Below are 25,354 nucleotides of genomic sequence, written 5' to 3'. Positions count from 1 at the left end.
GCTGATGACGAAGGCGTCCGATAGCACTGACAAGCAAGGGGTGGCTGATTTCTCGGCCGACTTCGGCCGTCTTGCCGCCGCGATGCTGGAAAACGCCCGTGCGCTGCCGGTGCCGTCGGTGATGGTCAATCCGGCTGCGGCAATGGCGGCGGCTACCGCGATCGGTTTCGGCTTTTCGACGCAGATGGCCGGCGCATTCTTCGGAGCGCTGCAGGGCGCGCTCGATGCAACGAGCAAGCTCGCCTCCGTTCTCGACGAGACGCCGCCTGATGAGGGCAAGCCGCAAGTCGAGGTCCGGCCGGAGAATGTTCGCCCGGCGCCTTCTAGGAAGGTTGCAGACAAAGTCAAGCTTTCGGTTGTTCCGGCAAGGCAACCGGATGCCGAGCCTGAAGTGGTTGCCAAACCCGCTTCACGCGCTCGAAAGGGGGACGATCTGAAGCAGATTTCCGGCGTCGGTCCGAAGATCGAGCAGGTGCTGAATGCCAGGGGCATTCGCTCCTTCGCCATAATCGCCGGCTGGTCGGACGAGGCCGCGGCGCACATCGACGCCGAACTCGGCTTCGACGGGCGGATCGCCCGCGATGGCTGGGTTGCGCAGGCCAAGGCGCTGATCGCCAAGGGGCGAAAGCGGAAGTGAATTTTCGGCCGAAACGGCCGGAGCAGGGGCAAGGCTAGTGACGGGCAGGCGCCCGAAACTGCGGAGGCCGAAGGCTGATCCCGGGTCTCGGGATCGGCAGAGAATTTGAGCGACACCGATGCCAACGGGACGAGAATCCGGCCTGGCAGCGAAACTGTTGCAAAGTGGGTTTGTTTGCCGCCATCCGGCAAACGGAAAACAGGACTGAGTGACGATGGCAAAACTGAAGATTGACGGTAACGAGATCGAAGTTCCGGATCATTACACCCTCATTCAGGCGTGTGAGGAAGCCGGTGCTGAAGTTCCGCGCTTCTGCTTCCATGAGCGCCTTTCGGTTGCCGGCAACTGCCGCATGTGCCTCGTTGAGGTAAAGGGTGGCCCGCCGAAGCCGCAGGCATCCTGCGCCATGGGCGTGCGCGATATCCGCGGCGGCCCGAACGGTGAACTGCCGGAGGTCTTCACCAACACGCCGATGGTCAAGAAGGCCCGTGAAGGCGTGATGGAGTTCCTGCTGATCAACCATCCGCTGGATTGCCCGATCTGCGACCAGGGCGGCGAATGCGACCTGCAGGACCAGGCGATGGCCTTTGGCATCGATAGCTCGCGCTATCAGGAAGACAAGCGCGCCGTCGAAGACAAGTACATCGGACCGCTCGTCAAGACGGTCATGAACCGCTGCATTCACTGCACGCGTTGCGTCCGCTTCACGACCGAGGTAGCCGGCATTTCCGAACTCGGCCTGATCGGCCGTGGCGAGGACGCCGAAATCACGACCTACCTCGAGCAGGCGATGACCTCCGAGCTGCAGGGCAATGTCGTCGACCTTTGCCCGGTTGGCGCTCTGACCTCGAAGCCGTTCGCCTTCACGGCCCGTCCGTGGGAATTGAACAAGACCGAAACGATCGACGTCATGGACGCACTCGGTTCCGCAATCCGTGTTGACACGCGCGGCCGCGAAGTCATGCGCGTGATGCCGCGGGTCAACGACCAGATCAATGAAGAGTGGATTTCCGACAAGAGCCGCTTCATCTGGGATGGCCTTAAGACGCAGCGCCTCGACCGCCCATACGTCCGCAAGGACGGCCGCCTGCAGGCAGCGACCTGGGGCGAAGCTTTCGGCGCGATCAAGGCTGCCGTTGCCGCGACGAGCGGCGAGAAGGTCGGCGCAATCGCCGGCGACCTCGCATCCGTCGAAGAAATGTACGCACTGTCGGAACTCGTGAAGTCGCTCGGTTCCGAGAACCTCGACTGTCGCCAGGATGGGACGGCACTTGATCCGTCGCTCGGCCGCGCAAGCTACCTCTTCAACCCGACGATCGAAGGCATCGAGCAGGCGGACGCACTGCTGATCATCGGCGCCAACCCGCGTTTCGAAGCCGCCGTGCTCAACGCCCGCATCCGCAAGCGCTGGCGTCGCGGCAACTTCCCGATCGGCGTGATCGGCGAAGCTGGCGAACTGCGCTACGGCCATGAATATCTCGGCGCTGGCCCGGACACGCTGAAGGACCTCGTCGACGACAACCATGCATTCGCGAAGGTCCTGGCGGATGCCAAGAAGCCGCTGATCATCATCGGCCAGGGCGCTCTGTCGCGCAGCGATGGTGCTGGTGTTCTCGCAACTGCTGCAAAGCTTGCCGGCACGGTCGGAGCAGTCGTCGAAGGCTGGAACGGCTTTGCTGTTCTACACACGGCGGCATCGCGCGTCGGTGGTCTCGACCTCGGCTTCGTGCCCGGCGCAAAGGGCGTCAACGCTGCAGAGATGCTGGCATCAATGGACGTTCTCTTCCTGCTTGGCGCCGACGAACTTGATTTCGCCGCCAAGAAGGCAAAGCTGACGGTCTACATCGGATCGCACGGTGACAACGGTGCCCACAATGCTGATGTCATCCTGCCGGCGGCTGCCTACACCGAAAAGTCCGGCACCTGGGTTAACACCGAGGGTCGCGTTCAGATGGGCAATCGAGCCGGCTTCGCACCGGGTGACGCCCGCGAAGACTGGGCGATCCTGCGCGCGCTTTCCGACGTGCTCGGCAAGAAGCTTCCGTTTGACTCGCTTGGCGAATTGCGTGCAAAGCTCTATCAGGCCTTCCCCCATTTCGCAGCGCTTGACGAGATCGCAGAAAGCGACAGCGCCAAAATTGCCGCAGTTGCGAAAAAAGCCGGCAAGATGAACAAATCCGGGTTTGCTTCGCCGGTCAAAGACTTCTATTTGACGAACCCGATCGCGCGCGCTTCGGCAGTGATGGCCGAGTGCTCGGCATTGGCCCGCAACAACTTCAAAGTCGCGGCAGAGTAAGGGCAGGGGACTATGGAATCGTTTGTTTCAACTTATGTCTTGCCTGGCCTCCTCATGGTCGGTCAGTCGCTTCTTCTCCTGGTTTGCTTGCTCGTCTTCATCGCCTACATCCTGTTGGCCGACCGCAAGATCTGGGCAGCAGTGCAGCTCCGCCGGGGTCCGAATGTGGTGGGTCCCTGGGGACTTTTCCAGTCCTTCGCCGATCTTTTGAAGTTCGTCTTCAAGGAGCCGGTCATTCCGGCCGGCGCCAACAAGGCGGTCTTCCTGCTGGCGCCGCTCGTGACCGTGCTTCTGGCGCTGTCGACCTGGGCCGTCGTGCCTCTGGCTGATGGATGGGTCATCGCCAACATCAATGTCGGCATCCTCTACATCTTCGCGATCTCCTCGCTTGAAGTGTATGGCATCATCATGGGTGGCTGGGCTTCGAACTCGAAGTATCCGTTCCTCGGCGCGCTTCGCTCGGCCGCGCAGATGGTGTCCTACGAAGTTTCTATCGGCTTCGTCATCGTCACAGTCCTGCTCTACGTCGGTTCGTTGAACCTGACGGATATCGTCCATGCCCAGCAGGCCGGCCTCGGCACGCGCCTCGGTCTGCCATCGTCGTTCCTCGACTGGCATTGGCTGGCGCTGTTCCCGATGTTCATCATCTTCTTCATTTCGGCGCTGGCCGAAACGAACCGCCCGCCTTTCGACCTTCCGGAAGCAGAATCGGAACTCGTCGCCGGCTTCATGGTCGAATACGGCTCCTCGCTCTACATGATGTTCATGCTCGGCGAATATGCGGCCATCGTTTTGATGTGCTCGCTGACGACCATCCTGTTTCTCGGGGGGTGGCTGCCGCCGGTCGACGTATGGTTCCTGAACTGGGTACCGGGCGTCATCTGGTTCACACTGAAGTCGTGCCTGGTGTTCTTCATGATCGCGATGGTCAAGGCATTTGTCCCGCGCTATCGCTACGACCAACTGATGCGCCTCGGCTGGAAGGTCTTCCTTCCCTTGTCGCTCGCCATGGTCGTTATCGTTGCATTCGTGCTGAAGCTGACGGGTTGGGCATGATCATGCCTGCCCTCGTTTCAAGCAATATTGGAGGTTGAAGATGGCAGGCTTGTCCAACGCTGTCAGCTCGCTGTTCCTGAAGGAATTCGTCAGTGCGTTCTGGCTGACCTTCCGGTACATTCTTAAGCAGAAAGCAACAATCAACTACCCGTTCGAAAAGGGGCCGGTCAGCCCGCGCTTCCGCGGCGAACACGCACTGCGTCGCTATCCCAACGGCGAAGAGCGCTGCATCGCCTGCAAGCTCTGCGAGGCGATCTGTCCTGCCCAGGCAATCACCATCGAAGCTGGTCCCCGCCGCAACGATGGCACGCGCCGCACGGTTCGTTACGACATCGACATGGTGAAGTGCATCTACTGCGGCTTCTGCCAGGAGGCATGCCCGGTCGATGCGATCGTCGAAGGTCCGAATTTCGAATTTGCAACGGAAACCCGCGAAGAACTCTATTTCGACAAGGCGCGGCTTCTGGAGAACGGCGACCGTTGGGAGCGCGAAATCGCGCGCAACATCGCGCTGGACGCACCGTACCGTTGATCGAAATTGAAATGCCGGAATGCCGCCCGTCGCGCGGCCACCGGTCAACATGCACCGAGGCTTTGCCGGACCCGTCCATGCGAAGCTTCATCGGGCAGGGAAACTCCCGGCTGCCCGGGGGAAGATGAAAAAGGCACCAACATGGGTCTGCAGGCTCTATTTTTCTATCTTTTCGCCTTTGTCGCGATAGCGTCGGCGTTCATGGTCATTTGGTCGAAGAATCCGGTACATTCGGTTCTCTTCCTGATCCTGGTTTTCTTCAACGCGGCCGGCCTCTTCCTGCTGCTCGGCGCCGAATTCCTTGCGATGATCCTGCTCGTCGTTTACGTCGGTGCCGTGGCGGTTCTCTTCCTCTTCGTGGTCATGATGCTTGACATCGACTTCACGGAGTTGCGCGCCGGCGTTCTCGAGTACGCGCCGATCGGTGCGATCATCGGGTTGATCCTGGCGGCTGAGCTCATCGTTGTCGTCGGCGGTACGGTCATTTCGCCGGAGATCGCCAAGACGGTCGCCATGCCGATCCCGGCTCTGACCGAGCGGACGAATACCGCTGCACTCGGCGACGTGCTCTATACGAATTACGTTTACTTCTTCCAGATCGCTGGTCTCGTGCTGCTCGTCGCTATGATCGGTGCGATCGTGCTGACGCTCAAGCATCGCACGCACATCAAGCGGCAGAACATTGCCAGACAGGTTGCCCGCAATCCGGCGACCGCCGTTGAGGTGGTCAAGGTCAAGCCGGGGCAGGGCGTTTAAGGCAGGCGCGAGCTTAAGGAACAAACACAATGGTCATCGGACTTTCCCATTACCTGACGGTCAGCGCCATCCTCTTCACGCTCGGCGTCTTCGGCATCTTCCTGAACCGGAAGAACATCATCGTCATCCTGATGTCGATCGAGCTCATCCTGCTCGCGGTCAACATCAACATGGTCGCCTTCTCGTCGTTCCTGAATGACATCGTCGGCCAGGTTTTTGCACTGTTCGTTCTGACCGTCGCTGCAGCGGAAGCAGCAATCGGTCTTGCAATTCTCGTCGTCTTCTACCGCAACCGCGGCTCGATCGGCGTCGAAGACGTCAATATGATGAAGGGCTGAGGGCTCATGTTTTTATATAAAGCTATCGTCTTTCTTCCCCTGATTGGCGCGATCATCGCCGGCCTCTTCGGCCGCGCGATCGGCGCCAAGGCATCGGAATACGTTACCTGCGGCCTGATGATCATCGCCGCAGTGCTGTCGTGGTATGTCTTCATCACCGTCGGCATGGGTCACCATGAAGGCGGCCCGATCAAGGTTGAGGTCCTGCGCTGGATCCAGTCCGGCGGCATTGACGTTTCCTGGTCGCTGCGCGTCGACACGCTCACCTCCGTCATGCTGATCGTCGTCAACACGGTCTCGACGCTGGTGCACGTCTATTCGATCGGATACATGCATCATGATCCGCATCGCCCGCGCTTCTTCGCCTACCTCTCGCTCTTCACCTTCGCCATGCTGATGCTGGTGACCGCCGACAATCTGGCCCAGATGTTCTTCGGCTGGGAGGGCGTTGGTCTGGCCTCGTATCTGCTCATCGGCTTCTGGTTCAAGAAGCCATCGGCAAACGCCGCCGCAATCAAGGCCTTCATCGTCAACCGCGTTGGCGACTTCGGCTTCATCCTCGGTATTTCCAGCCTGTTCGTACTCTTCGGCGCGATCAATCTCGACACCATCTTCGCGAACGCAGCGAGCTTTGCTCCGGCCGAAGCCGGCGGCGCGGGCGGCGAAATCGTTCTCAACCTCTTCGGCATGCACCTCGACAAGGCACATGCGCTGACCGGGGCCTGCCTTCTGCTCTTCATGGGGGCAATGGGCAAGTCGGCACAGTTCCTGCTGCACACTTGGCTGCCCGATGCCATGGAAGGCCCGACGCCGGTGTCGGCACTCATCCATGCCGCGACCATGGTTACGGCAGGCGTCTTCCTGGTTGCCCGCATGTCGCCGTTGTTCGAGCTTTCGCCAGATGCGCTTGTCTTCGTAACGACGATCGGTGCCATCACAGCCTTCTTCGCCGCAACTGTCGGCCTCGTTCAGAACGACATCAAGCGCGTCATCGCTTATTCGACCTGCTCGCAGCTCGGCTACATGTTCGTCGCTCTCGGCGTCGGTGCTTATGGCGCTGCAATCTTCCACCTCTTCACGCACGCCTTCTTCAAGGCTCTGCTGTTCCTCGGTGCCGGCTCGGTCATCCACGCCGTCGATGGCGAGCAGGACATGCGTTACATGGGTGGCCTGCGGACCCACATCCCCGTCACCTTCTGGATGATGACGATTGGCACGCTGGCACTGACCGGCGTCGGCATTCCGTTCACGCCGTTCGGCTTTGCCGGCTTCTTCTCGAAGGACGTCATCATCGAAGCGACTTACGCGTCGCATTCGCCGGTCGCGGGCTTCGCCTTCACGCTCCTGGTCATTGCGGCTCTGTTCACCAGTTTCTATTCTTGGCGCCTGGCGTTTCTAACCTTCTTCGGACAGCCGCGCGCCTCGCACGAAGTCATGCACCACGTCCATGAATCGCCGCAAGTCATGCTGGTTCCGCTCTATCTTCTCGCTGCCGGTGCGGTTCTGGCAGGCGTGCTATTCGAAGGCCGCTTCTATGGCGAGGAGTATGCCGAGTTCTGGAAGGGCGCGCTCTTCACCTCCAAGGAAAACGAGCTGCTTGAGCAGTTCCACCACGTTCCCGCGTGGGTCGGCCTCAGCCCCTTCATTGCGATGCTCGTTGGCTTCGTCACGGCCTGGTACATGTACATCAAGTCGCCATCGACGCCGCGCATCCTCGCGCAGCAGCATCGGGTGCTGTACCAGTTCCTGCTCAACAAGTGGTACTTCGACGAACTTTACGACTTCCTGTTCGTACGCTCGGCAAAAGCGCTCGGCCGCTTCTTGTGGCAAAAGGGTGACGTCGGCGTCATCGACACCTACGGCCCGAACGGCATCGCTGCCCGCGTCGTCGATGTCACCAACCGCGTCGTGCGCTTGCAGACCGGTTACCTCTATCACTACGCGTTCGCCATGCTGATCGGCGTTGCGGCGCTTGTTACCTGGATGATGCTCGGGAGTTCCTTCTGATGACCGATTGGCCTATTCTTTCAACGGTCACCTTCCTGCCGCTCGTCGGCGTGGTGCTCCTCCTGCTGATGAATGAAAACGGTCCGAGTGGCCGCCGCAACGTGCTCAACATCTCGTTGATTACGACGGTCGTGACGTTCGTCCTTTCGCTCTTCCTCTGGATTGGTTTCGACAATGCCAACCCGGGCTTCCAGATGATCGAGAAGCATGGCTGGCTTGGCACCGGCATCAGCTATCATCTCGGCGTTGACGGGATCTCGATGCTCTTCGTGATCCTGACGACCTTCCTCATGCCCTTCTGCGTGCTGGCGAGCTGGCTGTCGATCGAGAAGCGCCTGAAGGACTACATGATCGCTTTCCTGATCCTGGAAGTGATGATGGTCGGCGTCTTCGTTTCGCTTGATATCGTTCTCTTCTACGTCTTCTTCGAAGCCGGCCTCATTCCGATGTTCCTCATCATCGGTGTCTGGGGCGGCAAGGATCGCGTCTACGCCAGCTACAAGTTCTTCCTCTACACGCTGCTCGGCTCCGTTTTGATGCTGCTCGCCATTATGGCGATGTACTGGCAGGCCGGCACGACCGATATTCAGGCACTGCTCGCCTACCAGTTCCCGCCGCAGATGCAGACCTGGCTCTGGCTTGCCTTCTTCGCGTCCTTCGCGGTGAAGATGCCGATGTGGCCGGTTCACACCTGGCTTCCAGACGCGCACGTTCAGGCGCCGACGGCCGGCTCGGTCATTCTGGCCGGCGTGCTTCTCAAACTCGGCGGCTACGGCCTGATCCGCTTCTCGCTCGGCATGTTCCCGGTTGCCTCCGAGTTCTTCGCACCGCTCGTCTTCGCGCTGTCTGTCATTGCCATCATCTACACCTCGCTGGTGGCGCTGATGCAGGACGATATGAAGAAACTGATCGCCTACTCGTCCGTTGCCCACATGGGTTACGTGACGATGGGCATCTTTGCGGCCAACGCGCAGGGTCTGCAGGGCTCGATCTTCCAGATGCTGTCGCACGGCATCGTCTCGGGCGCCCTCTTCCTTTGCGTCGGCGTCATCTACGACCGAACCCATACGCGAGAGATTGCGGCCTATGGCGGTCTGGTCAACAACATGCCGAAATACGCCGTTGCGATGATGGTCTTCACGATGGCAAACGTCGGCCTGCCGGGCACCTCGGGCTTCATCGGCGAATTCCTGACCCTGATTGGCGTCTTCCGCGTCAACACCTGGGTCGCGCTCTTCGCCGCAACGGGTGTTATCCTCTCCGCTGCCTATGCGCTCTGGCTCTATCGCAGGGTCATCTTCGGCGCGCTGGAAAAGGAAAAGCTCAAGGCGCTGCTCGACCTTTCCCGGCGGGAACAGCTGATCCTCTATCCGCTGATCGCACTGACCATCTTCTTCGGCGTCTATCCGGCTCCGGTCTTCGATGTGACCGCTGCATCGGTTGACCAGCTGATTCATAGCTATACGGCCGCAGTCCAGGCAGCGCACGACGTCGCGCTGTCGATGAAATGATGACGGGACTTTTGGGACATGACCTCTGAAACAATTCTCGCAAGCCTGCATCTTTCCATTCCGGAGTTGATCCTCGCGGTCGGCGCCTTGGTGTTGTTGATGGTCGGCGTCTTTTCGGGAGAACGCTCCGGCCGCATGGTCAGCGTTCTCGCGCTGATCGTGCTGGCGGCCGCCGCTCTCTGGCTGATCTTCGTTCCGAGTGAAGGTGTGGCATACGGCGGCGTCTTCCTGTCGGACGGCTTCGGTCGCTTCATGAAGATCACGGCGCTGGTCGGTTCGATCGTGGCGCTCTTCATGTCGCTCGGCCTTGCCAGGGAAAACCAGCTCGACAAGTTCGAGTTTCCGGTTCTGCTTGTGCTCTGCACGCTCGGCATTCTGCTGATGATTTCGGCCAACGACCTTATCTCGCTTTATCTCGGCCTCGAATTGCAGTCGCTCGCAATCTACGTCGTTGCTGCGATCAATCGCGACAGCGTCAAGTCCACGGAAGCCGGGCTGAAGTACTTCGTGCTCGGCGCGCTCTCCTCGGGCATGCTGCTTTACGGCATGTCGCTGGTCTATGGCTTCACCGGCCACACGCAGTTCGCTGCGATTGCTCAGGTATTGAGTGTTGACGGCGCGCGTTCGCTCGGCCTCATTTTCGGCCTTGTCTTCATCCTTGCCGGTATCGCCTTCAAGATTTCGGCCGTTCCGTTCCATATGTGGACGCCGGACGTTTACGAAGGTGCGCCGACCCCGGTCACGGCTTTCCTTGCAAGCGCCCCGAAGGTTGCTGCGATGGCGATGATGACCCGCATCGTCATCACCGCCTTCCAGCCAGTTCTGGCCGACTGGCAGCAGGTCGTTGTCTTCATTTCGATTGCCTCCATGCTGCTCGGCTCGTTCGCCGCCATCGGTCAGAGGAACATCAAGCGGCTGATGGCCTATTCGTCGATCGGCCACATGGGCTATGCGCTGGTTGGTCTTGCTTCCGGCACGCAGACCGGCGTCTCAGGTGTCATGCTCTACATGGTCATCTACATGGTCATGACACTCGGCAGCTTTGCGATCATCATGTCGATGCGCCGCAAGGACGGCACGGTTGTCGAGGAGGTCAACGATCTGGCTGGCCTATCGACCACCAATCCGTTCATGGCGACGGTGCTGACCATCCTGATGTTCTCGCTGGCCGGTATTCCTCCGCTCGCAGGCTTCTTCGCGAAGTACTTCGTGTTTGTCGCTGCAATTGAGGCAAAGCTCTATGCGCTTGCCATCATCGGCATTCTCGCATCGGTCGTCGGCGCGTACTACTATCTCCGCGTCATCAAGCTAATGTGGTTCGATGAAGCCACCGACGAATTTGCTCGCGTGTCCGGTTCGCTGCGCCTGGTCTTCGGTGTCTCCGGTCTCTTCGTTCTCGCCTATGTCCTCATCGGCGGTCCGATCGGCGGGGCGGCCGAGCTTGCTGCTGCGACGCTGTTTTGATGAACTCCGAGGCACGGCGCCGGATATCGCTCGACGATTTCAGGCACGAGGCCCTGTCGGAGACATCGTCCACCAATAGCGAATGCCTTGCCCGAGCCCGGGCAGGGGACCGGGGCCTCCTCTGGGTGACGGCGGGAAAGCAGACCGGCGGCCGCGGCCGGCGAGGACGCCCCTGGGTTTCGGAACGAGGCAATCTCTACGCCTCGCTTCTCCTGATCGATCCTGCACCTATGGAGCGTCTGGGCTCACTGCCGCTGGCAATTGCCGTCGCGGTACATCAGGCCGTGCGCCAGGTGCTGCCGCACACGGCCGAGCGGCTGGAAGTGAAATGGCCGAACGATATCCTGATCGGGCGAAAGAAGACCTGCGGCATTCTCGTCGAGGGCGAAGCCTTGCCGGATGGACGCCACGCCCTCGTCATCGGTATCGGCATCAACGTTGCGTTCATGCCCGACAACCCGCTTTACCCTGTGACTTGCCTGCGCGAGCAGGGGAGCTTTGCTTCCCCCGAAGAGGTTTTCGCGCATCTCTTCGCGTCGATGGCCGAAGTCCTCGAGGCATGGGATCGCGGCCGCGGAGTGCGCGAAATCACCGAACGCTGGCGCCAAGTCGCCTGCGGTATCGGCGAAAAGATAACTGTGAATCTGCCGGACCGGTCGATTTCCGGCCACTTCGCCGGAATTGATGTTAATGGCCTGTTGATGCTCGATACTGGCGCAGGCAGGATGATGACGATTGCAGCCGGCGATGTCTTCTTTGGTTGATTGGAAAAAAGAATAATATGACGAAGCAGGACGAACTGGTATTTCTGCCGTTGGGCGGCGTTGGCGAGATCGGAATGAATCTCGCCCTTTATGGCTACGGCCCGCCGGACCATCGTCAGTGGATCATGGTCGACTGCGGCGTCACTTTCCCTGGACCCGACTTGCCGGGCGTCGATCTTGTGCTGCCCGACATTCGCTATCTCGCCACGGAACGGAAGAGCCTGAAGGCGATCTTCATCACGCATGCGCATGAGGACCACTACGGCGCGCTCGCCGATCTCTGGCCGGGCCTCAACGTGCCGGTCTATGCCTCAGCTTTTACCGCGGGCCTGCTGGAGGCGAAGCGCAATTTCGAGAAGTCGGCGATCGGTGAGATCCCGGTGACGCTGTTTACGGCAGGCGATACCGTCAATGCCGGACCCTTCAGCGTCGAGGGCGTGGCCGTAAACCACTCCATTCCGGAGCCGATGTCGCTGGTGATCCGCACACCACTCGGCAATGTGATCCATACCGGCGACTGGAAGATCGACCATGAGCCGTCTCTCGGTCCTCTGACAGACGAGACCCGTTTCCGCCAAGTTGGCGACGAAGGCGTTCTGGCGTTGATGTGCGATTCCACGAACGCTCTTAGGGATGGTGTCTCGCCGTCGGAGAAAGACGTCTCCGAGAGCTTGCGCAAGATTATCGAGAACGCCGAAGGCCGCGTCGCGGTGACGACGTTCTCATCTAACGTCGGCCGTATCCGCACGGTAGCCGAGGCGGCGGAGGCTGAAGGCCGCGAAGTACTTCTCCTTGGCAGTTCGCTCAAGCGCGTGGTCGACGTTTCTCGCGATATCGGCCTGATGGAGGGCATCAAGCCGTTCATTTCGGAAGATGAGTACGGCTATATTCCGCGCGACAAGGTGGTGGTCATCCTCACCGGAAGCCAGGGCGAGCCGCGTGCGGCCCTTGCCAAGCTCTCGCGCGATGAGATGCGCAATGTGGCGCTTGCCGCCGGCGATATCGTCGTATTCTCCTCCCGCGCCATTCCGGGAAACGAGAAGGCGATCCAGGATATCAAGAACGGCCTCATCGAGCAGGGCGTCCACGTGATCACCGACAACGAGGCCCTCGTCCACGTTTCCGGACATCCGCGCCGCAACGAGCTGCAGAAGATGTACGAGCTGACACGGCCGAAGATCGTCGTGCCAGTGCACGGCGAGGCGACGCATCTGACAGCGCACAAGGAACTTGCAGAGCAATCCGGCATCTCGATCGTGCCGCGCGTGCGCAACGGCGACATTCTTCGTCTGGCGCCGGGACCAGTCGAGGTGATCGACGAGGCGCCACATGGTCGTATCTACAAGGACGGCTCGCTGATCGGCGATTTCGACGAGATGGGCATCGGTGAGCGCAAGAAGCTCTCCTATGTCGGCCATGTCGCCGTGAACGTCGTGATCGACAGCCGCTACGATATCGTCGGCGACCCGGATCTGGTTGCGATAGGCCTGCCTGTCTATGACGATGAGGGCGACGAGATGGAAGACACGCTGTACGATGCTGCTGTTGGCGCCATCGAGAGCATACCGCGGGCGCGCCGGAAGGATCTCGACCTGTTGCAGGAGTCGGTGCGCCGCGCCATTCGCTCAACGGCCAACCAGACCTGGGGCAAGAAGCCCGTGGTCACTGTCTTCGTTACGAAGGTCTGACGAATGCTCGGCCGGGTCAACCACGTTGCTATCGCTGTTCCCGACCTTGCGGCCGCAACGACCGCGTATCGGGACACACTCGGCGCAACCGTCTCGGCCCCGCAAGCTCTGCCGGAACACGGCGTCACCGTCGTCTTCGTGGAGCTGCCGAATACCAAAATAGAACTCCTGCAGCCGTTGGGAACGGACTCGCCGATCGCGGCTTTCCTGGAGAAGAGCCCATCCGGTGGAATGCACCATATCTGCTACGAAGTCGGCGATATCTTCGTTGCTCGCGATCAGTTGATCCGGGGCGGTGCAAGGGTACTCGGCAACGGCCAGCCGAAGATTGGCGCGCATGGCAAGCCAGTGCTGTTCCTGCATCCGAAGGATTTCTTTGGGACACTCATCGAACTGGAGCAGGTCTGAGCAAGCCTGCGGCAGAGTGACACAAATCCGGCAAATGTCAGCAAGTGGTTCAAACCCGCTTTGAGTTGACGGACATTCCGGCCTATAAGCACGACAGTTGCGATAGTCGCAAAGTGGGACCGTTTCGATGCTGCAGACATTTCTACAGGGCTTCGCCGTCTACTTTATCGTGTGGTGGATTACCCTCTTTGCCGTCCTACCGATCGGCCTGCGCACGCAAGCGGAAGACAACGATATCGTGTTGGGAACCGTTCACAGCGCGCCGACCCGGTTCCGGCCAGTATTTGTTTTCTCGATGACGACACTCATCTCCGCCGTCATCTACGCGTTGTGGTACATTGCTTCGAACTACTTCGGGTGGGGCTTCGACGCCCTGCCGCAGATTGGCCCTTCATTCTCAAACGTCTAAGGGCGTTTGCCCAGTTTTTGGGCGAATGCAGATTTTGGCCGTCATACACATGTCATGAAGTTGCGGCATGGAGGTGCCGTAACGGAACGGGGGCCTTACGCTACGGTAGTGAAGGGCGTTGCAAAGCGGATATGGGTAGAAAAAGCCAAAAAAAAACAAGGCTGAAAGCCTTGTTTTAAGTATCGCGTGATCCTTATCCGTTGCCGGGGCTGCGACAAGCGCGCCTAAGATCTGATCCTCCCAAGACTTGACCGCGAAATCGACAGGGATTTGAGCTCCCTGCCTGTTTTGTGGGCTAAAACTAGCTCAAAGAATGGGCTTTGTCATCAGGTTTTTTTGCATTTTTGCTACACTCCAGCAAATTTTTTCTGTTGATAAGAATTTCGTACAAACCATTATAATTCCGCCTTTTTCTTACTTTGTCTGCTTCGCAAGTGCGAACTTGCTTTAACGGAAGGCCGCTTCGGCCCGTCGCGGGTTTCTTTCCTTTCGCGAAGCAGCTATGAACGCTGCCAATATTTGTGATCGCCTTCGATTCCGCGACATGCGGTCTCTCAACGCTCTGGAATTCGCCATGCGCCTGTCTCGCTATTTCATGCCTATCCTCAAGGAAAATCCCAAGGAGGCGGAAATCGTCTCCCATCGGTTGATGTTGCGTGCCGGCATGATCCGGCAGCAGTCGCAGGGTATCTATTCCTGGTTGCCGCTTGGAAAGCGTGTGCTTGACAAGGTCAACAACATCATCCGCGAGGAGCAGAACCGCACCGGCGCGATAGAGCTCTCCATGCCGACGCTGCAGTCGGCAGAGCTCTGGCAGGAAAGCGGGCGCTACGACGCCTACGGCAAGGAAATGCTGCGCATCAAGGATCGTCAGGACCGTCCGATGCTGTACGGCCCGACGAATGAGGAAATGGTCACGGATATCTTCCGGTCCTACGTGAAGTCCTACAAGAGCCTGCCGCTCAACCTTTATCACATCCAGCTGAAGTTCCGCGACGAGATCCGTCCGCGCTTCGGCACCATGCGCTCGCGCGAGTTCATGATGAAGGACGCCTATTCATTCGACCTGACGCGCGAAGCTGCAGAGCACTCCTACAACAAGATGTTCGCCGCGTATCTGCGCACCTTCGACCGCCTCGGCCTGCGCGCCATCCCGATGCGCGCCGATACCGGTCCGATTGGCGGCAATCTCAGCCACGAATTCATCATCCTGGCCGACACCGGCGAATCCGAAGTGTTCTGCCACAAGGACTTCGTCAATTTCGATATCCCTGCGGAAGATACCGACTTTGACAGCGTCGAAGGTCTGAAGGCGGTCTTCGACAAGTGGACATCGCTTTATGCCGCGACATCGGAGATGCACGACGAAGCTGCGTTCAACGAGGTTCCCGAAGGGCACCGCCTCTCCGCGCGCGGCATTGAAGTGGGCCATATCTTCTACTTCGGCACAAAGTATTCGGAGCCGATGGGCGCGAAGGTGCAGGGTCCGGATGGCAAGGAGCATACTGTCCACATGGGTTCCTACGGGATCGGCCCAACCCGCCTTGTTCCCGCCATCATCGAAGCATCGCATGACGAGAACGGAATCATCTGGCCGGCGTCCGTGGCGCCGTTCGATGCTATCGTGATCAACATGAAGGCCGGTGATGCGGCGTGCGATGCTGCCTGCGAGAAGATCTATGCGGCACTCTCGAACGCCGGCAAGGACGTTCTCTATGACGATACGGACGACCGTGCCGGGACGAAATTCGCGACCGCCGACCTGATCGGCGTTCCACTGCAGATCGTTGCCGGCCCGCGCGCGGTCGCGAGCGGCGAAGTCGAAGTGAAGGACCGCAAGACGGGCGCCCGCGAAACGATGACCATCGACGCGGCGATCAACAAGCTCTTGGGCTGAGAAGGCGGGAGGCAGGATGGCAGATGTAGCGGTGAGCCAGCAGGGTTCTAAATCCGGCTCGGCGCCGGCCAGCCGGCCATTTTCCGCCTTCGAACGGCTTGTGGCGTGGCGCTATCTGCGCGCCCGCCGCAAGGAGGCGTTTATTTCGGTGATCGCCGGCTTTTCCTTCATCGGCATCATGCTTGGCGTTGCTACGCTCATCATCGTCATGGCGGTGATGAACGGATTCCGCACGGAGCTGATCTCTCGCATTCTTGGCATCAACGGTCACATGATCGTTCAACCGGTCGATACGCCGTTCACCGACTATCCGGCGCTGACCGATAGGCTTGCTGGCGTGCCGGGCATTAAAATGGCACTGCCGCTGGTGGAAGGCCAGACGCTCGCTGCCGGGCCAAGCGGAGCCGGCACAGGTGCGCTGGTGCGTGGTATCCGACCGGAAGATTTGGACAAGGTGAAAACCGTCTCCGGCAACATCAAGTCCGGTGATCTGGTCGGCTTTGCCGCCGGACAAGGCGTGCTGGTCGGCTCGCGCATGGCCGAACAGCTCGGACTCCAGGCGGGGGATACGATCACGTTGATGTCTCCGGAAGGTGACATTACGCCGATGGGCGTCAATCCGCGCGTGAAGTCCTACAAGGTCTCGGGTACTTTCGAGATCGGTATGTCCGAATACGACGCGACGATCATCTACATGCCGCTCGAGGAGGCGCAGCTCTATTTCAATGCCGAGGGACTGGTTCAATCCATCGAGCTCTTCGTCGACAATCCCGACGACATTGACAATATGCGGCCGAAGGTTGAAGCCGCGGCCGGTCGTCAGATCGCGATTTCCGATTGGCGCCAACGCAACCAGACCTTCTTCTCGGCCCTGCAGGTCGAACGCAACGTCATGTTCATGATCCTGACGCTCATCGTGCTCGTTGCTGCGCTCAACATTATTTCCGGCCTCATCATGCTGGTGAAGGACAAGGGCAGCGATATCGCCATCCTGCGCACGATGGGCGCGACTTCCGGCGCGATCATGCGCATCTTCTTCATGACGGGCGCCGCCATTGGTGTCGTTGGCACGCTGGCCGGTGTCTTGCTCGGCGTTCTCGTCTGCGTCAACATCGAGAAGATCCGCGAGTTTTTCTCGTGGGTTTCCGGCACAGTGCTGTTTGATCCGCAGCTTTATTTCCTCAGCCAGCTGCCAGCCGAAATGAGCTTCAGCGAAACGCTGTCGGTCGTGATTATGGCCCTGACGCTGTCCTTCATCGCGACGATCTTCCCGGCATGGCGAGCCTCCAAGCTCGATCCCGTGCAGGCCCTGCGCTACGAATAAGGAATGCCCTGTTCATGAAACGGAATACCGTTCTCAAGCTTTCCGGCGTCGAGCGCCACTACGGCCAGGGCGAGACGCTGCTCTCGATCCTCAAGGGTGCGGATTTTACGTTGAACAGCGGTGAAATCGTAGCCCTCGTCGCGCCATCAGGCACGGGAAAATCGACGCTGCTGCATATTGCAGGCCTGCTTGAGCATCCCGATGGCGGCGAGGTGACGATTAATGGCAATGCCTGCGACGGCTTGCCGGACGACAAGCGCACCACGATCCGTCGCAATGAAATCGGCTTCGTCTACCAGTTTCATCATCTGCTGCCGGAATTCTCCGCGATCGAGAACATCATGATGCCGCAGATGATCGCCGGCCTGCCGCGCAAGGAAGCAAAGGAGCGGGCGGGCCAGTTGCTCGACTACATGCGGATCGGCCATCGCGGCGCGCATCGCCCCGGGGAGCTTTCCGGGGGCGAACAGCAGCGCGTGGCGATTGCCCGCGCCGTCGCCAATGCGCCGAGCCTGCTCCTGGCGGACGAGCCCACAGGCAACCTCGATCCGGAAACCGCAAGCTATGTCTTTGACGCGTTAGAAGCACTGGTGCGCCAATCTGGCCTGGCGGCGCTAATCGCGACCCACAATCACGAACTCGCCGGCCGCATGGACCGGCGCGTCACGATCGCCGACGGCAAGGTCGTGGATTTCTGATCAGCGGTGGATGAGACCGCCACGGTAGTCCAATTCGTAGGCCCTGCGCTCGTTCACGACGATCACTTCGCGGCCGCTGAAATGACTGCAGTCGCCCGTGCTTTGATCGGCATAGAAACCGAAGGCATGCTCGAATTCCATGCCGCCGAGAAAGCGTCGGTATTCGCCATACATTTTCGACAGCGCAGCCTTAATGACGGTCCCCGCCCGTTCTCCATCAATCAGCGCATGCTCGACGATGCGTCCGAAGTAGTTCATCGCCCAGATCGGCTCGCCATCCAGCCAGACCACTTCCTGCCCGGCGAAATCGGTTCCGCCGAAATAGCTGTCGAGATAGCGCCACCCGCCGCGCTGATAGCCGATGTCGTGCGATCCCGTCCGGCAGGCCGGCGAAGGAATTCCGCCGCCGACATAGGTGTTGGCCTTCGCCTCGACGATAAAACTGTTCAATGCGGCAATATTCATGGCCTGTTGCCTCCCGCTCGGCAGCGTCTCAACAACGGTGCCAACTGTAAAAAACAAAATCAGAACGAAAGCTATTGCCCGCAGATCGATTGCCCTGTGTCGTCGTTCCACTGGGCGATCGGGATGACACGGGGCTCGGTTTTGACGTCCTTGCCATTCTTCTGCAACTTGCCAGCCAACGCGTTGTAGTCGCAGGAGCTGCCGGCGTTGGGGTCGAGCGTGTCGTAGTGATTGTAAGTGTAACCGGCCACGACGAACTGCTTGTTGCGATAGGCGATCGTCAGCGTTTGGTCCCAGCGATCGCGGCCGATGGCGCTGTTCTGCGAGTGTATCGCGATCGAGGACTTGCCGACGGCTTTCAACGACGGCTCCTGGCCGAAGACCCCATCAGCACTGGTGCTGCCCCAAATCTTGTTTGGCGCGCTCAGCGAAAGTCGCAGGAGTTCGTGGTCGGCGTCGCGAAGATAGATGTAGATGCCGATTTGATCATCGCTGGCGCTGTCGACTGGAGCAACCAACATTGCAAGATCCGCCCGCCCGTCGCCATCCCAATCGCCCATCGCCGCGTCGACGATGCGTGCAGGATCAATCTGCTCGGCTCGGGCGGTAAACGCCGTGGATAGCGCCAATCCAGCAATTAATACAAACTTAAACATGCTTTTCTCCCATCGCCATGCGGCCAGCAGAGCGGAAAAGAATCCTGTTGACAATAGAACAATAGCAGAACAAATTAAAAACATAAGAGAACAGGAGAGCCAAATGACTGACATGATCCGTGATATCGCAGCATTCACCTCCATCGCAATGTTCGTTGCCAGCTTCTCGCTAATCTGCATGGCAATGTGAGAATTCCGGGGACCGCATGGCTGCCATGCGGTCCAAACGCACTCCCTTCTCTGGACATCGACCCCTCAATGCTGAGAATGCACCCGATTGATTCAGGTGATCGGAAGGCATGTCATGGCGAGTGCGGAGAAAGACGCGGCGAGCGGTTTTATCGGCGGTACGCCGGGCTTTGTTCACCTTCGTGTCCACTCGGCCTATTCGCTGCTCGAGGGCGCGCTGCCGCTGAAGAAGATCCTCTACAAGGCATCGGGCGACAGCCAGCCGGCGATCGCGATCACCGACACCAACAATCTGTTTGTCGCCCTCGAATTCTCACAGAAGGCGATGGATGAAGGTCTGCAGCCGATCATCGGCTGCCAGGTCTCGATCGACATGGAAGACGGCCTTGAGACGGAGCGGCGCGGCGGACAGCAGGCGCTCGTCAAGCTCCCGTCCTTGGTGCTGCTGGCCGCCACCGACGCCGGGTACGAGCGACTGGTTGATCTCGTCAGTCGGGCCTATCTCGGCGGTGAGGGCAACGGTCAGTCGATCCACATTCGTGCCTCCTGGCTCGATGAGATCGGAGCGGACGGCCTGATCGCTTTGACAGGTGCCTTGACCGGGCCGATCGATCTGGCGCTGAAGGATGGGCACGCAGCGCTGGCAGAAGCACGCCTCCTGCTGCTGAAGCGCCATTTCAGCGACCGTCTCTATGTCGAACTGCAGCGTCACGGCACCTATGACAAACGCCATGAACAGAAGGTCGTTGGCCTTGCCTATGAGCACGATCTGCCGCTGGTCGCCACCAACGAAGCGTTCTTCCCGACCCGTGACGACTACGATGCGCACGACGCGCTGATGGCGGTGGCCCACAATGCCATCGTCTCCGACGACACGCGGTTTCGCCTGACGCCGGATCACTACCTCAAGAGCCGCGCCGAAATGGCGAAGCTGTTTGCGGATCTGCCGGAAGCGCTGGAAAACACCATCGAGATCGCCCGCCGCTGCTCGTTCATCCTCAAGACGCGCAAGCCGATCCTGCCGCGCTTCACGGGCGCCACGACCGATCCCGAGGAAGCGGAACGCGAAGAGGCGCTCGAACTGCGCCGGCAGGCGGAGGAAGGGCTGGACAATCGCCTCGCCACGCTCGGCATGTCGCCTGGTTACGAGGAGAAGGAATACCGCGAACGGCTGGAGTTCGAGCTTAGCGTTATCGAACGCATGAAGTTTCCTGGCTACTTCCTGATCGTTGCTGATTTCATCAAATGGGCAAAGCAGCATGATATTCCCGTCGGCCCGGGCCGTGGTTCGGGTGCTGGGTCGCTGGTCGCCTATGCCCTGACGATCACCGACGTCGATCCGCTGCGTTTTTCGCTGCTCTTCGAACGCTTCCTCAACCCGGAACGCGTCTCGATGCCCGACTTCGACATCGACTTCTGCCAGGATCGCCGCGAAGAGGTGATCCGCTACGTCCAGCGCAAATACGGCCGCGAGCAGGTCGCGCAGATCATCACCTTCGGTTCGCTGCAGGCTCGCGCCGCGTTGCGAGATGTCGGCCGTGTGCTGGAAATGCCGTACGGACAGGTCGATAAGATCTGCAAGCTGGTTCCCAACAACCCGGCCAACCCGACGCCGCTGTCGAAGGCGATCGAGGAAGAGCCGAAGCTGCAGGAGGAGGCCGGCAAGGAGCCTGTCGTCGCGCGCCTGCTCGACATTGCCCAGAAGATCGAGGGCCTATACCGCCACGCCTCCACCCACGCCGCCGGTATCGTCATCGGCGACCGCCCGCTGTCGAAGCTGGTGCCGATGTATCGCGATCCGCGCTCCGACATGCCCGTCACCCAGTTCAACATGAAGTGGGTCGAGCAGGCCGGCCTCGTCAAGTTCGACTTCCTCGGGTTGAAGACGCTGACGGTGCTGAAGGTAGCGGTCGATTTCGTCGCCAAGCGCGGCATCAATGTCGACCTGGCCTCGATACCGCTCGACGACAAGAAGACTTACGAGATGCTCTCGCGGGGCGAAACGGTCGGCGTGTTCCAGGTGGAAAGTGCGGGCATGCGCAAGGCGCTGATCGGCATGAAGCCGGACTGCGTCGAGGATATCATCGCGCTCGTGGCACTTTATCGCCCGGGCCCGATGGAGAACATCCCGACATACAACGCCCGCAAACACGGCGAGGAAGAAGTCGAGTCGATCCATCCGACGATCGACTATCTGCTGAAGGAGACGCAAGGGGTTATCGTCTACCAGGAGCAGGTGATGCAGATCGCCCAGGTCCTGTCCGGCTACTCGCTCGGCGAAGCCGACCTTCTGCGCCGCGCCATGGGTAAGAAGATCAAGGCGGAGATGGACCAACAGCGCGAGCGCTTCGTCGATGGTGCCGTGAAGAACGGCGTGTCGAAGCCGCAGGCTGACAACATCTTCGAACTACTCGCCAAGTTCGCTAACTACGGCTTCAACAAGTCGCACGCCGCCGCCTACGCGATCGTCTCCTATCAGACTGCCTATATGAAGGCGCATTATCCGGTCGAGTTCCTTGCCGCGTCGATGACGCTCGATATGTCGAACACCGAAAAGGTCAACGACTTCCGCCAGGACGCCAAGCGCCTCGAGATCGAGGTGATCCCGCCCTCGGTGCAGACCTCGTTCCGTCATTTCGAGACTGGCGACAACAGGATCTATTATGCGCTGGCAGCGTTGAAGGGGGTCGGTGAATCGGCCGTCGATCATATCGTGGAGGTCCGCGGCGACACGCCGTTCGCAAGCCTTGAAGATTTCTGCCTGCGCATCGACCCGCGGCAGGTGAACCGTCGCGTGCTGGAAAGCCTGATCTTCGCCGGTGCGTTCGATTGTTTCGGGCTCGATCGCGCGCAACTGGCAGGCGGTCTCGATCGCATCATGGGTTATGCCCAGCGTGCACAGGAAAACAAGCTGAGCGGCCAGTCCGATATCTTCGGCAGCGCTCTTTCGTCAGGCCCCGAGAAAATCTCGCTGCCGCCGTTTTCGCCGTGGCTGGCCTCTGAGAAGCTGCTCAAGGAGTTCCAGGTCCTTGGCTTCTATTTGACCGCGCATCCGCTCGATAGCTACCAGAACATTCTGCAGAAGATGCGCGTGCAGACCTTCGCCGAGTTTTCGGCGGCAGTGAAGCAGGGAGCGAGCAACGGCCGCCTTGCAGGGACGGTCATTTCCAAGCAGGAGCGCAAGACGAGGACCGGCAACAAGATGGGCATCATCGTGTTTTCGGATTCATCGGGTCAGTTCGAAGCGGTGTTGTTTTCTGAGATGCTGAACCAATACCGTGACGTACTGGAGTCCGGAAAGTCCTTCGTGATCACGGCGACGGGGGAGGAGCGGCCGGAAGGCGTCGGCCTTCGGCTGCAGACCATCCAGTCGCTGGAAGAGAAATCGCTGCAGATGCAGAAGGCCCTGCGCGTCTACGTGCGCGATTGCGGGCCGCTGCGCGCGGTCGCGGCGCACCTGAACGCCAAGGGCGATGGCTTGGTCTCATTCATCGTGATCAAGGAGGAGGGCAAGCGCGAGGTGGAGGTTGAACTCCCGCAGAAGTATCGCATCACGCCCGAAATTGCCGCGGCGCTTCGCGCAGCACCCGGTGTCGTTGACGTCGAGTTGGTCTGACGTCAGCTTTTGGTAACCGTGATGAAGTCGGTTCCTTTGCCGGTCTCGGCTCCGAGGCCGGTGTCGGAGATCGTCAGTGTCGAGCCGCGGGTCAACATGGCGTCGATCTTGCGCCGCGTCTCCGCGGGAATATGGATACGGCTCAGAGCATTGGCGATCGGCGTGCCGCTGATGATCGAGCTTTCGAGGCTGCTGATTCCGAGCCGCGTCATGGTTGCGCGCGAGAGCGTGGTGGGAAGCGTCGCACCCATCCAGTCCGCCGAGCCTGTTTCGAAATCGACACTGCGTGCCATGAAGAAATGCGTACCGAGGGCAAGGCCAGGATTTTCAATCGAGATCGGCGCTTCAAGAACAGGCTGGAAACCTTGGCGGATCATGATGACTCCATTCGGAGGCGTTCCCTTGCCCGCCGCGGCATAGACGGCTCGGATGAGCACGTCACTTGCCGGTGACTTGTCTGCGGTTGGCTCAACTGGATGCTGCAACTTGAAATCGCTGATTGCCTGCAGCGTTTCTGGTCCGAGGAAGCCATCCGGCTCACCCACGGCAAATCCGAGCTCATTGAGGTATGTTTGAAGGTCAATGATCTCCTCGCGCAGGCTGCGGCGCGTCATGAGAATACGGATCGGCGTATCGTTGGCGGGAGCCCTTGCCGCCGGGGTCTGGGCAGCCGGTAGTGCGACGTCGTTCATGGCGACCTGAACGGGGGCCTGCCCGATCGCCGGCCGCAAAGCAGCGTCGGAAAGCAGCGCCGGGGGCTCCGGCATGTCCGGCCGGAAGAGCGCCGGATGATCGATCGGTTCCGGCGTCACTTCCGCGTCGGTAATGACAACCGGAACGCCCATCTCTGTCATTTCATAGAGCTGCTTGGCAAAGGCTGCCGGCATGCGGACGCAGCCGTGTGACGCGGGGTATCGCGGCACGGAATTGGACTCGTGAAGCGCGATACCAGACCAAGTCAGCCGCTGCATGAAGGGCATCGGTGCAGCCGAATAGAGGTTGGACTCGTGATATTTCTGCTTCTCGATGACGGAAAAGATGCCGCTCGGCGTTGTATGGCCCGGTTTCCCCGTCGAGACCTTCGAGGTCGCCACGACCTCGGTGCCCTCGTAGAGCGTGAGCGATTGCGCATCCTTCGATACGAAGATCTGCAACGTGCGTGCATCCGCCGCGAGCGCAGGGTGCACGAGTGCGGTGGCCGACAGCAAGCCGAGGCCAAAAACGAGACGCGACAACATATGACTCAACCGATACGCAATACGTGAAGCGCCAGCCTAATCGGCGAAGCTTAAGGAAAACTTGAAACAAAGGACCTTGAGGCAGGCTCACATACTAGTGATCGCGCTTTCCCCCAAAAGTATATCCGGTCTGGACGGTTCCTTTGCCGAACCTGTCGCGCAGCTTGTCCATCGCCGCTTCGGCCGCCGCCCTGCGGCCCGATTGCACATCGATGAGGTCGGGCGGATCTGCCCTTGCGGGATCGCAAAGATCGGTCACGCCAATGCCGATCAGACGAAACTTCGTGCCGTCCGTTTCTTTCTCCAAAAGGTCCAGCCCGGTGCGGAAGATCCGGTCGGCAAGTTGGGTCGGGTCTTCGAGCTTGCGATTGCGCGTGCGTTGCTTGAAGTCCGCCGTCTTCATTTTCAGAACCACCGTCTGGCCGGCAATGCCGTGCTTCTTCAGCCGCCACGAGACCTTTTCGGAAAGACTGCGGAGGATCGGAAGGAGTTCGTCATAGCGGGAAATGTCGTCGAAGAAGGTTGTTTCGGATGAGACGCTCTTTGCGACGTCGTTGAGATGCACTTCGCGGTCGTCGACGCCACGGGAAAGGCGTGCCAGACGCTGCCCCATGCTGCCATATCGGCGCATGAGGTCGCCTTCTTCCATCTCCTGCAACTGGCCGATCGTGTGGATGCCATCGGCCTCCAGCGTTGCTGCAAACGCCTTGCCGACGCCCCAGATCGTCGTCACCGGTCGCGGTGCGAGGAAGGAAACAGCCTCCTCCCGGCCGATGACAGAGAAGCCGCGAGGCTTCTCCAGGTCGGACGCGACTTTCGCGAGAAACTTGCAATAGGAGAGGCCGACAGAAATGGTTATGCCGATCTCTTTCTCGATGCGCTGGGCGAATTTGGCAAGCGTGCGCGCCGGCGGATCGTGATGCAGCCGCTCGGTGCCGCCGAGCTCCAGGAACGCCTCGTCGATCGAAAGCGGTTGAACGAGCGGCGTCAGTTCCTGCATCAAGGTGCGGACCTTGCGTCCGACCTCGACGTATTTTTCCATGTCGGGCCGAATAACCACTGCCTGAGGACAGGCCTCCAGGGCCTTGAACATCGGCATCGCAGAACGAACGCCGTGAATGCGCGCAATGTAGCAGGCGGTCGAGACCACCCCGCGCTTGCCGCCACCGATGATGACAGGCTTGTCGGCGAGCTCGGGATTGTCACGTTTCTCGATCGTCGCATAGAAGGCGTCACAGTCGATGTGCGCCAGCGTCAGCTCGTACAGCTCCTGGTGCCGCACAAGACGGGGACTTCCGCACGCCGCGCAGCGGCGCGTTTCGGCCTTCTGCTCGGCAAGGCAGTCGCGACAGAAGCCGGGTGTCTTGGCGTACGCAAGTGTCATGACCAGAACAAAGATTGAACA

Annotated in this window: 21 protein-coding genes; 17 read left to right on the top strand and 4 right to left on the bottom strand. The window is 59.9% G+C overall.

Translation table 11 applies throughout. The features are described 5' to 3' along the window. Window positions 1-4: 4 nt before the first annotated feature. From BSG20_RS20405 to BSG20_RS20330, 16 genes are all read left to right on the top strand, one after another. A complete protein-coding gene (locus BSG20_RS20405) occupies window positions 5-637 on the top strand; it encodes a 5' DNA nuclease (protein WP_072377910.1) in 633 nt (210 codons plus the stop codon). 214 nt (window positions 638-851) lie between these two features. Beyond that, complete coding sequence (nuoG, locus tag BSG20_RS20400) at window positions 852-2,933, top strand: NADH-quinone oxidoreductase subunit NuoG (RefSeq protein ID WP_072377912.1); 2,082 nt, start codon at window positions 852-854, stop codon at window positions 2,931-2,933. Between the two features lie 12 nt (window positions 2,934-2,945). Next, on the top strand, window positions 2,946-3,989 hold the full coding sequence (gene nuoH, locus BSG20_RS20395) for an NADH-quinone oxidoreductase subunit NuoH (RefSeq protein WP_072377914.1): 1,044 nt from the start codon (window positions 2,946-2,948) through the stop codon (window positions 3,987-3,989). Between the two features lie 40 nt (window positions 3,990-4,029). Beyond that, window positions 4,030-4,521 (top strand): NADH-quinone oxidoreductase subunit NuoI, encoded by a 492-nt coding sequence (gene nuoI, locus BSG20_RS20390; RefSeq protein WP_072377916.1) that lies wholly within the window; start codon window positions 4,030-4,032, stop codon window positions 4,519-4,521. 141 nt (window positions 4,522-4,662) lie between these two features. Then, a complete protein-coding gene (locus tag BSG20_RS20385; protein ID WP_072377918.1) occupies window positions 4,663-5,277 on the top strand; it encodes an NADH-quinone oxidoreductase subunit J in 615 nt (204 codons plus the stop codon). 29 nt (window positions 5,278-5,306) lie between these two features. Further along, window positions 5,307-5,615, top strand: coding sequence for an NADH-quinone oxidoreductase subunit NuoK (gene nuoK / locus BSG20_RS20380; protein WP_072377920.1), 309 nt, complete (start codon window positions 5,307-5,309; stop codon window positions 5,613-5,615). 6 nt (window positions 5,616-5,621) lie between these two features. Next, a complete protein-coding gene (nuoL, locus tag BSG20_RS20375; protein WP_072377922.1) occupies window positions 5,622-7,622 on the top strand; it encodes an NADH-quinone oxidoreductase subunit L in 2,001 nt (666 codons plus the stop codon). Then, entirely contained in the window at window positions 7,622-9,133 is a 1,512-nt protein-coding gene (locus BSG20_RS20370) for an NADH-quinone oxidoreductase subunit M (protein ID WP_072377924.1), read from the top strand. The genes nuoL and BSG20_RS20370 overlap by 1 nt, the downstream gene beginning before the upstream one ends. Window positions 9,134-9,151: 18 nt before the next feature. Then, entirely contained in the window at window positions 9,152-10,597 is a 1,446-nt protein-coding gene (gene nuoN / locus BSG20_RS20365; protein WP_072377926.1) for an NADH-quinone oxidoreductase subunit NuoN, read from the top strand. After that, the gene (locus tag BSG20_RS20360) at window positions 10,597-11,361 is read left to right on the top strand and encodes a biotin--[acetyl-CoA-carboxylase] ligase (RefSeq protein ID WP_072377928.1); all 765 of its coding nucleotides are present in this window, start codon (window positions 10,597-10,599) and stop codon (window positions 11,359-11,361) included. Before nuoN ends, BSG20_RS20360 begins: the two co-directional genes overlap by 1 nt. A 17-nt stretch (window positions 11,362-11,378) precedes the next feature. Further along, window positions 11,379-13,049: a ribonuclease J gene (locus tag BSG20_RS20355; RefSeq protein ID WP_072377930.1), complete on the top strand. Its 1,671-nt coding sequence runs from the start codon at window positions 11,379-11,381 to the stop codon at window positions 13,047-13,049. Window positions 13,050-13,052: 3 nt separating this feature from the next. Beyond that, on the top strand, window positions 13,053-13,457 hold the full coding sequence (mce, locus tag BSG20_RS20350) for a methylmalonyl-CoA epimerase (RefSeq protein WP_072377932.1): 405 nt from the start codon (window positions 13,053-13,055) through the stop codon (window positions 13,455-13,457). A 127-nt stretch (window positions 13,458-13,584) separates the two neighbouring features. Then, window positions 13,585-13,866, top strand: coding sequence for a DUF1467 family protein (locus BSG20_RS20345; protein ID WP_024314709.1), 282 nt, complete (start codon window positions 13,585-13,587; stop codon window positions 13,864-13,866). Between the two features lie 574 nt (window positions 13,867-14,440). After that, the gene (gene proS / locus BSG20_RS20340) at window positions 14,441-15,763 is read left to right on the top strand and encodes a proline--tRNA ligase (protein ID WP_072378006.1); all 1,323 of its coding nucleotides are present in this window, start codon (window positions 14,441-14,443) and stop codon (window positions 15,761-15,763) included. Between the two features lie 16 nt (window positions 15,764-15,779). Then, window positions 15,780-17,087, top strand: a complete 1,308-nt coding sequence (locus BSG20_RS20335; protein WP_072377933.1) for a lipoprotein-releasing ABC transporter permease subunit — start codon at window positions 15,780-15,782, stop codon at window positions 17,085-17,087. A 14-nt stretch (window positions 17,088-17,101) separates the two neighbouring features. Then, window positions 17,102-17,785 carry an ABC transporter ATP-binding protein gene (locus tag BSG20_RS20330; RefSeq protein ID WP_072377935.1) on the top strand — a complete coding sequence of 228 codons (684 nt, stop codon included), beginning with the start codon at window positions 17,102-17,104 and terminating at the stop codon, window positions 17,783-17,785. Here the strand turns inward: BSG20_RS20330 and BSG20_RS20325 are convergent, their stop codons facing one another. Together BSG20_RS20325 and BSG20_RS20320 are read right to left on the bottom strand one after the other, a co-directional pair. Beyond that, window positions 17,786-18,250 carry a DUF5680 domain-containing protein gene (locus BSG20_RS20325; RefSeq protein ID WP_072377937.1) on the bottom strand — a complete coding sequence of 155 codons (465 nt, stop codon included), beginning with the start codon at window positions 18,248-18,250 and terminating at the stop codon, window positions 17,786-17,788. It abuts the gene before it with no gap. 71 nt (window positions 18,251-18,321) lie between these two features. After that, a complete protein-coding gene (locus BSG20_RS20320) occupies window positions 18,322-18,906 on the bottom strand; it encodes a hypothetical protein (RefSeq protein ID WP_072377938.1) in 585 nt (194 codons plus the stop codon). A 304-nt stretch (window positions 18,907-19,210) separates the two neighbouring features. Here BSG20_RS20320 and dnaE point away from each other — a divergent pair, with 304 nt between their 5' ends. Next, window positions 19,211-22,711 carry a DNA polymerase III subunit alpha gene (dnaE, locus tag BSG20_RS20315; protein ID WP_072378008.1) on the top strand — a complete coding sequence of 1,167 codons (3,501 nt, stop codon included), beginning with the start codon at window positions 19,211-19,213 and terminating at the stop codon, window positions 22,709-22,711. 2 nt (window positions 22,712-22,713) lie between these two features. Here dnaE and BSG20_RS20310 read toward each other — a convergent pair whose 3' ends face one another. Continuing rightward, window positions 22,714-23,949 (bottom strand): L,D-transpeptidase family protein, encoded by a 1,236-nt coding sequence (locus tag BSG20_RS20310; protein WP_072377940.1) that lies wholly within the window; start codon window positions 23,947-23,949, stop codon window positions 22,714-22,716. A 94-nt stretch (window positions 23,950-24,043) separates the two neighbouring features. Then, a complete protein-coding gene (locus BSG20_RS20305; RefSeq protein ID WP_072378010.1) occupies window positions 24,044-25,333 on the bottom strand; it encodes a DNA polymerase IV in 1,290 nt (429 codons plus the stop codon). Between the last annotated feature and the right edge of the window lie 21 nt (window positions 25,334-25,354).

The sequence above is a fragment of the Rhizobium tibeticum genome, assembly GCF_900110205.1.
Taxonomy (GTDB): Bacteria; Pseudomonadota; Alphaproteobacteria; order Rhizobiales; family Rhizobiaceae; genus Rhizobium; species Rhizobium tibeticum.
The sequence above is the reverse complement of the archived record's forward strand: the minus strand, read 5'-3'. Positions and strand labels throughout refer to the sequence as shown.

Coding starts and splice junctions, on each gene's coding strand:
- nuoH (WP_072377914.1), top strand. CDS start 2,946: ATGGAATCGTTTGTTTCAACTTATGTCTTGCCTGGCCTCCTCATGGTC.
- nuoG (WP_072377912.1), top strand. CDS start 852: ATGGCAAAACTGAAGATTGACGGTAACGAGATCGAAGTTCCGGATCAT.
- dnaE (WP_072378008.1), top strand. CDS start 19,211: ATGGCGAGTGCGGAGAAAGACGCGGCGAGCGGTTTTATCGGCGGTACG.
- BSG20_RS20330 (WP_072377935.1), top strand. CDS start 17,102: ATGAAACGGAATACCGTTCTCAAGCTTTCCGGCGTCGAGCGCCACTAC.
- BSG20_RS20310 (WP_072377940.1), bottom strand. CDS start 23,949: ATGTTGTCGCGTCTCGTTTTTGGCCTCGGCTTGCTGTCGGCCACCGCA.
- nuoN (WP_072377926.1), top strand. CDS start 9,152: ATGACCTCTGAAACAATTCTCGCAAGCCTGCATCTTTCCATTCCGGAG.
- BSG20_RS20370 (WP_072377924.1), top strand. CDS start 7,622: ATGACCGATTGGCCTATTCTTTCAACGGTCACCTTCCTGCCGCTCGTC.
- BSG20_RS20405 (WP_072377910.1), top strand. CDS start 5: ATGACGAAGGCGTCCGATAGCACTGACAAGCAAGGGGTGGCTGATTTC.
- proS (WP_072378006.1), top strand. CDS start 14,441: ATGCGCCTGTCTCGCTATTTCATGCCTATCCTCAAGGAAAATCCCAAG.
- BSG20_RS20385 (WP_072377918.1), top strand. CDS start 4,663: ATGGGTCTGCAGGCTCTATTTTTCTATCTTTTCGCCTTTGTCGCGATA.
- BSG20_RS20320 (WP_072377938.1), bottom strand. CDS start 18,906: ATGTTTAAGTTTGTATTAATTGCTGGATTGGCGCTATCCACGGCGTTT.
- BSG20_RS20345 (WP_024314709.1), top strand. CDS start 13,585: ATGCTGCAGACATTTCTACAGGGCTTCGCCGTCTACTTTATCGTGTGG.
- nuoL (WP_072377922.1), top strand. CDS start 5,622: ATGTTTTTATATAAAGCTATCGTCTTTCTTCCCCTGATTGGCGCGATC.
- BSG20_RS20355 (WP_072377930.1), top strand. CDS start 11,379: ATGACGAAGCAGGACGAACTGGTATTTCTGCCGTTGGGCGGCGTTGGC.
- BSG20_RS20325 (WP_072377937.1), bottom strand. CDS start 18,250: ATGAATATTGCCGCATTGAACAGTTTTATCGTCGAGGCGAAGGCCAAC.
- mce (WP_072377932.1), top strand. CDS start 13,053: ATGCTCGGCCGGGTCAACCACGTTGCTATCGCTGTTCCCGACCTTGCG.
- nuoK (WP_072377920.1), top strand. CDS start 5,307: ATGGTCATCGGACTTTCCCATTACCTGACGGTCAGCGCCATCCTCTTC.
- BSG20_RS20360 (WP_072377928.1), top strand. CDS start 10,597: ATGAACTCCGAGGCACGGCGCCGGATATCGCTCGACGATTTCAGGCAC.
- nuoI (WP_072377916.1), top strand. CDS start 4,030: ATGGCAGGCTTGTCCAACGCTGTCAGCTCGCTGTTCCTGAAGGAATTC.
- BSG20_RS20305 (WP_072378010.1), bottom strand. CDS start 25,333: ATGACACTTGCGTACGCCAAGACACCCGGCTTCTGTCGCGACTGCCTT.
- BSG20_RS20335 (WP_072377933.1), top strand. CDS start 15,780: ATGGCAGATGTAGCGGTGAGCCAGCAGGGTTCTAAATCCGGCTCGGCG.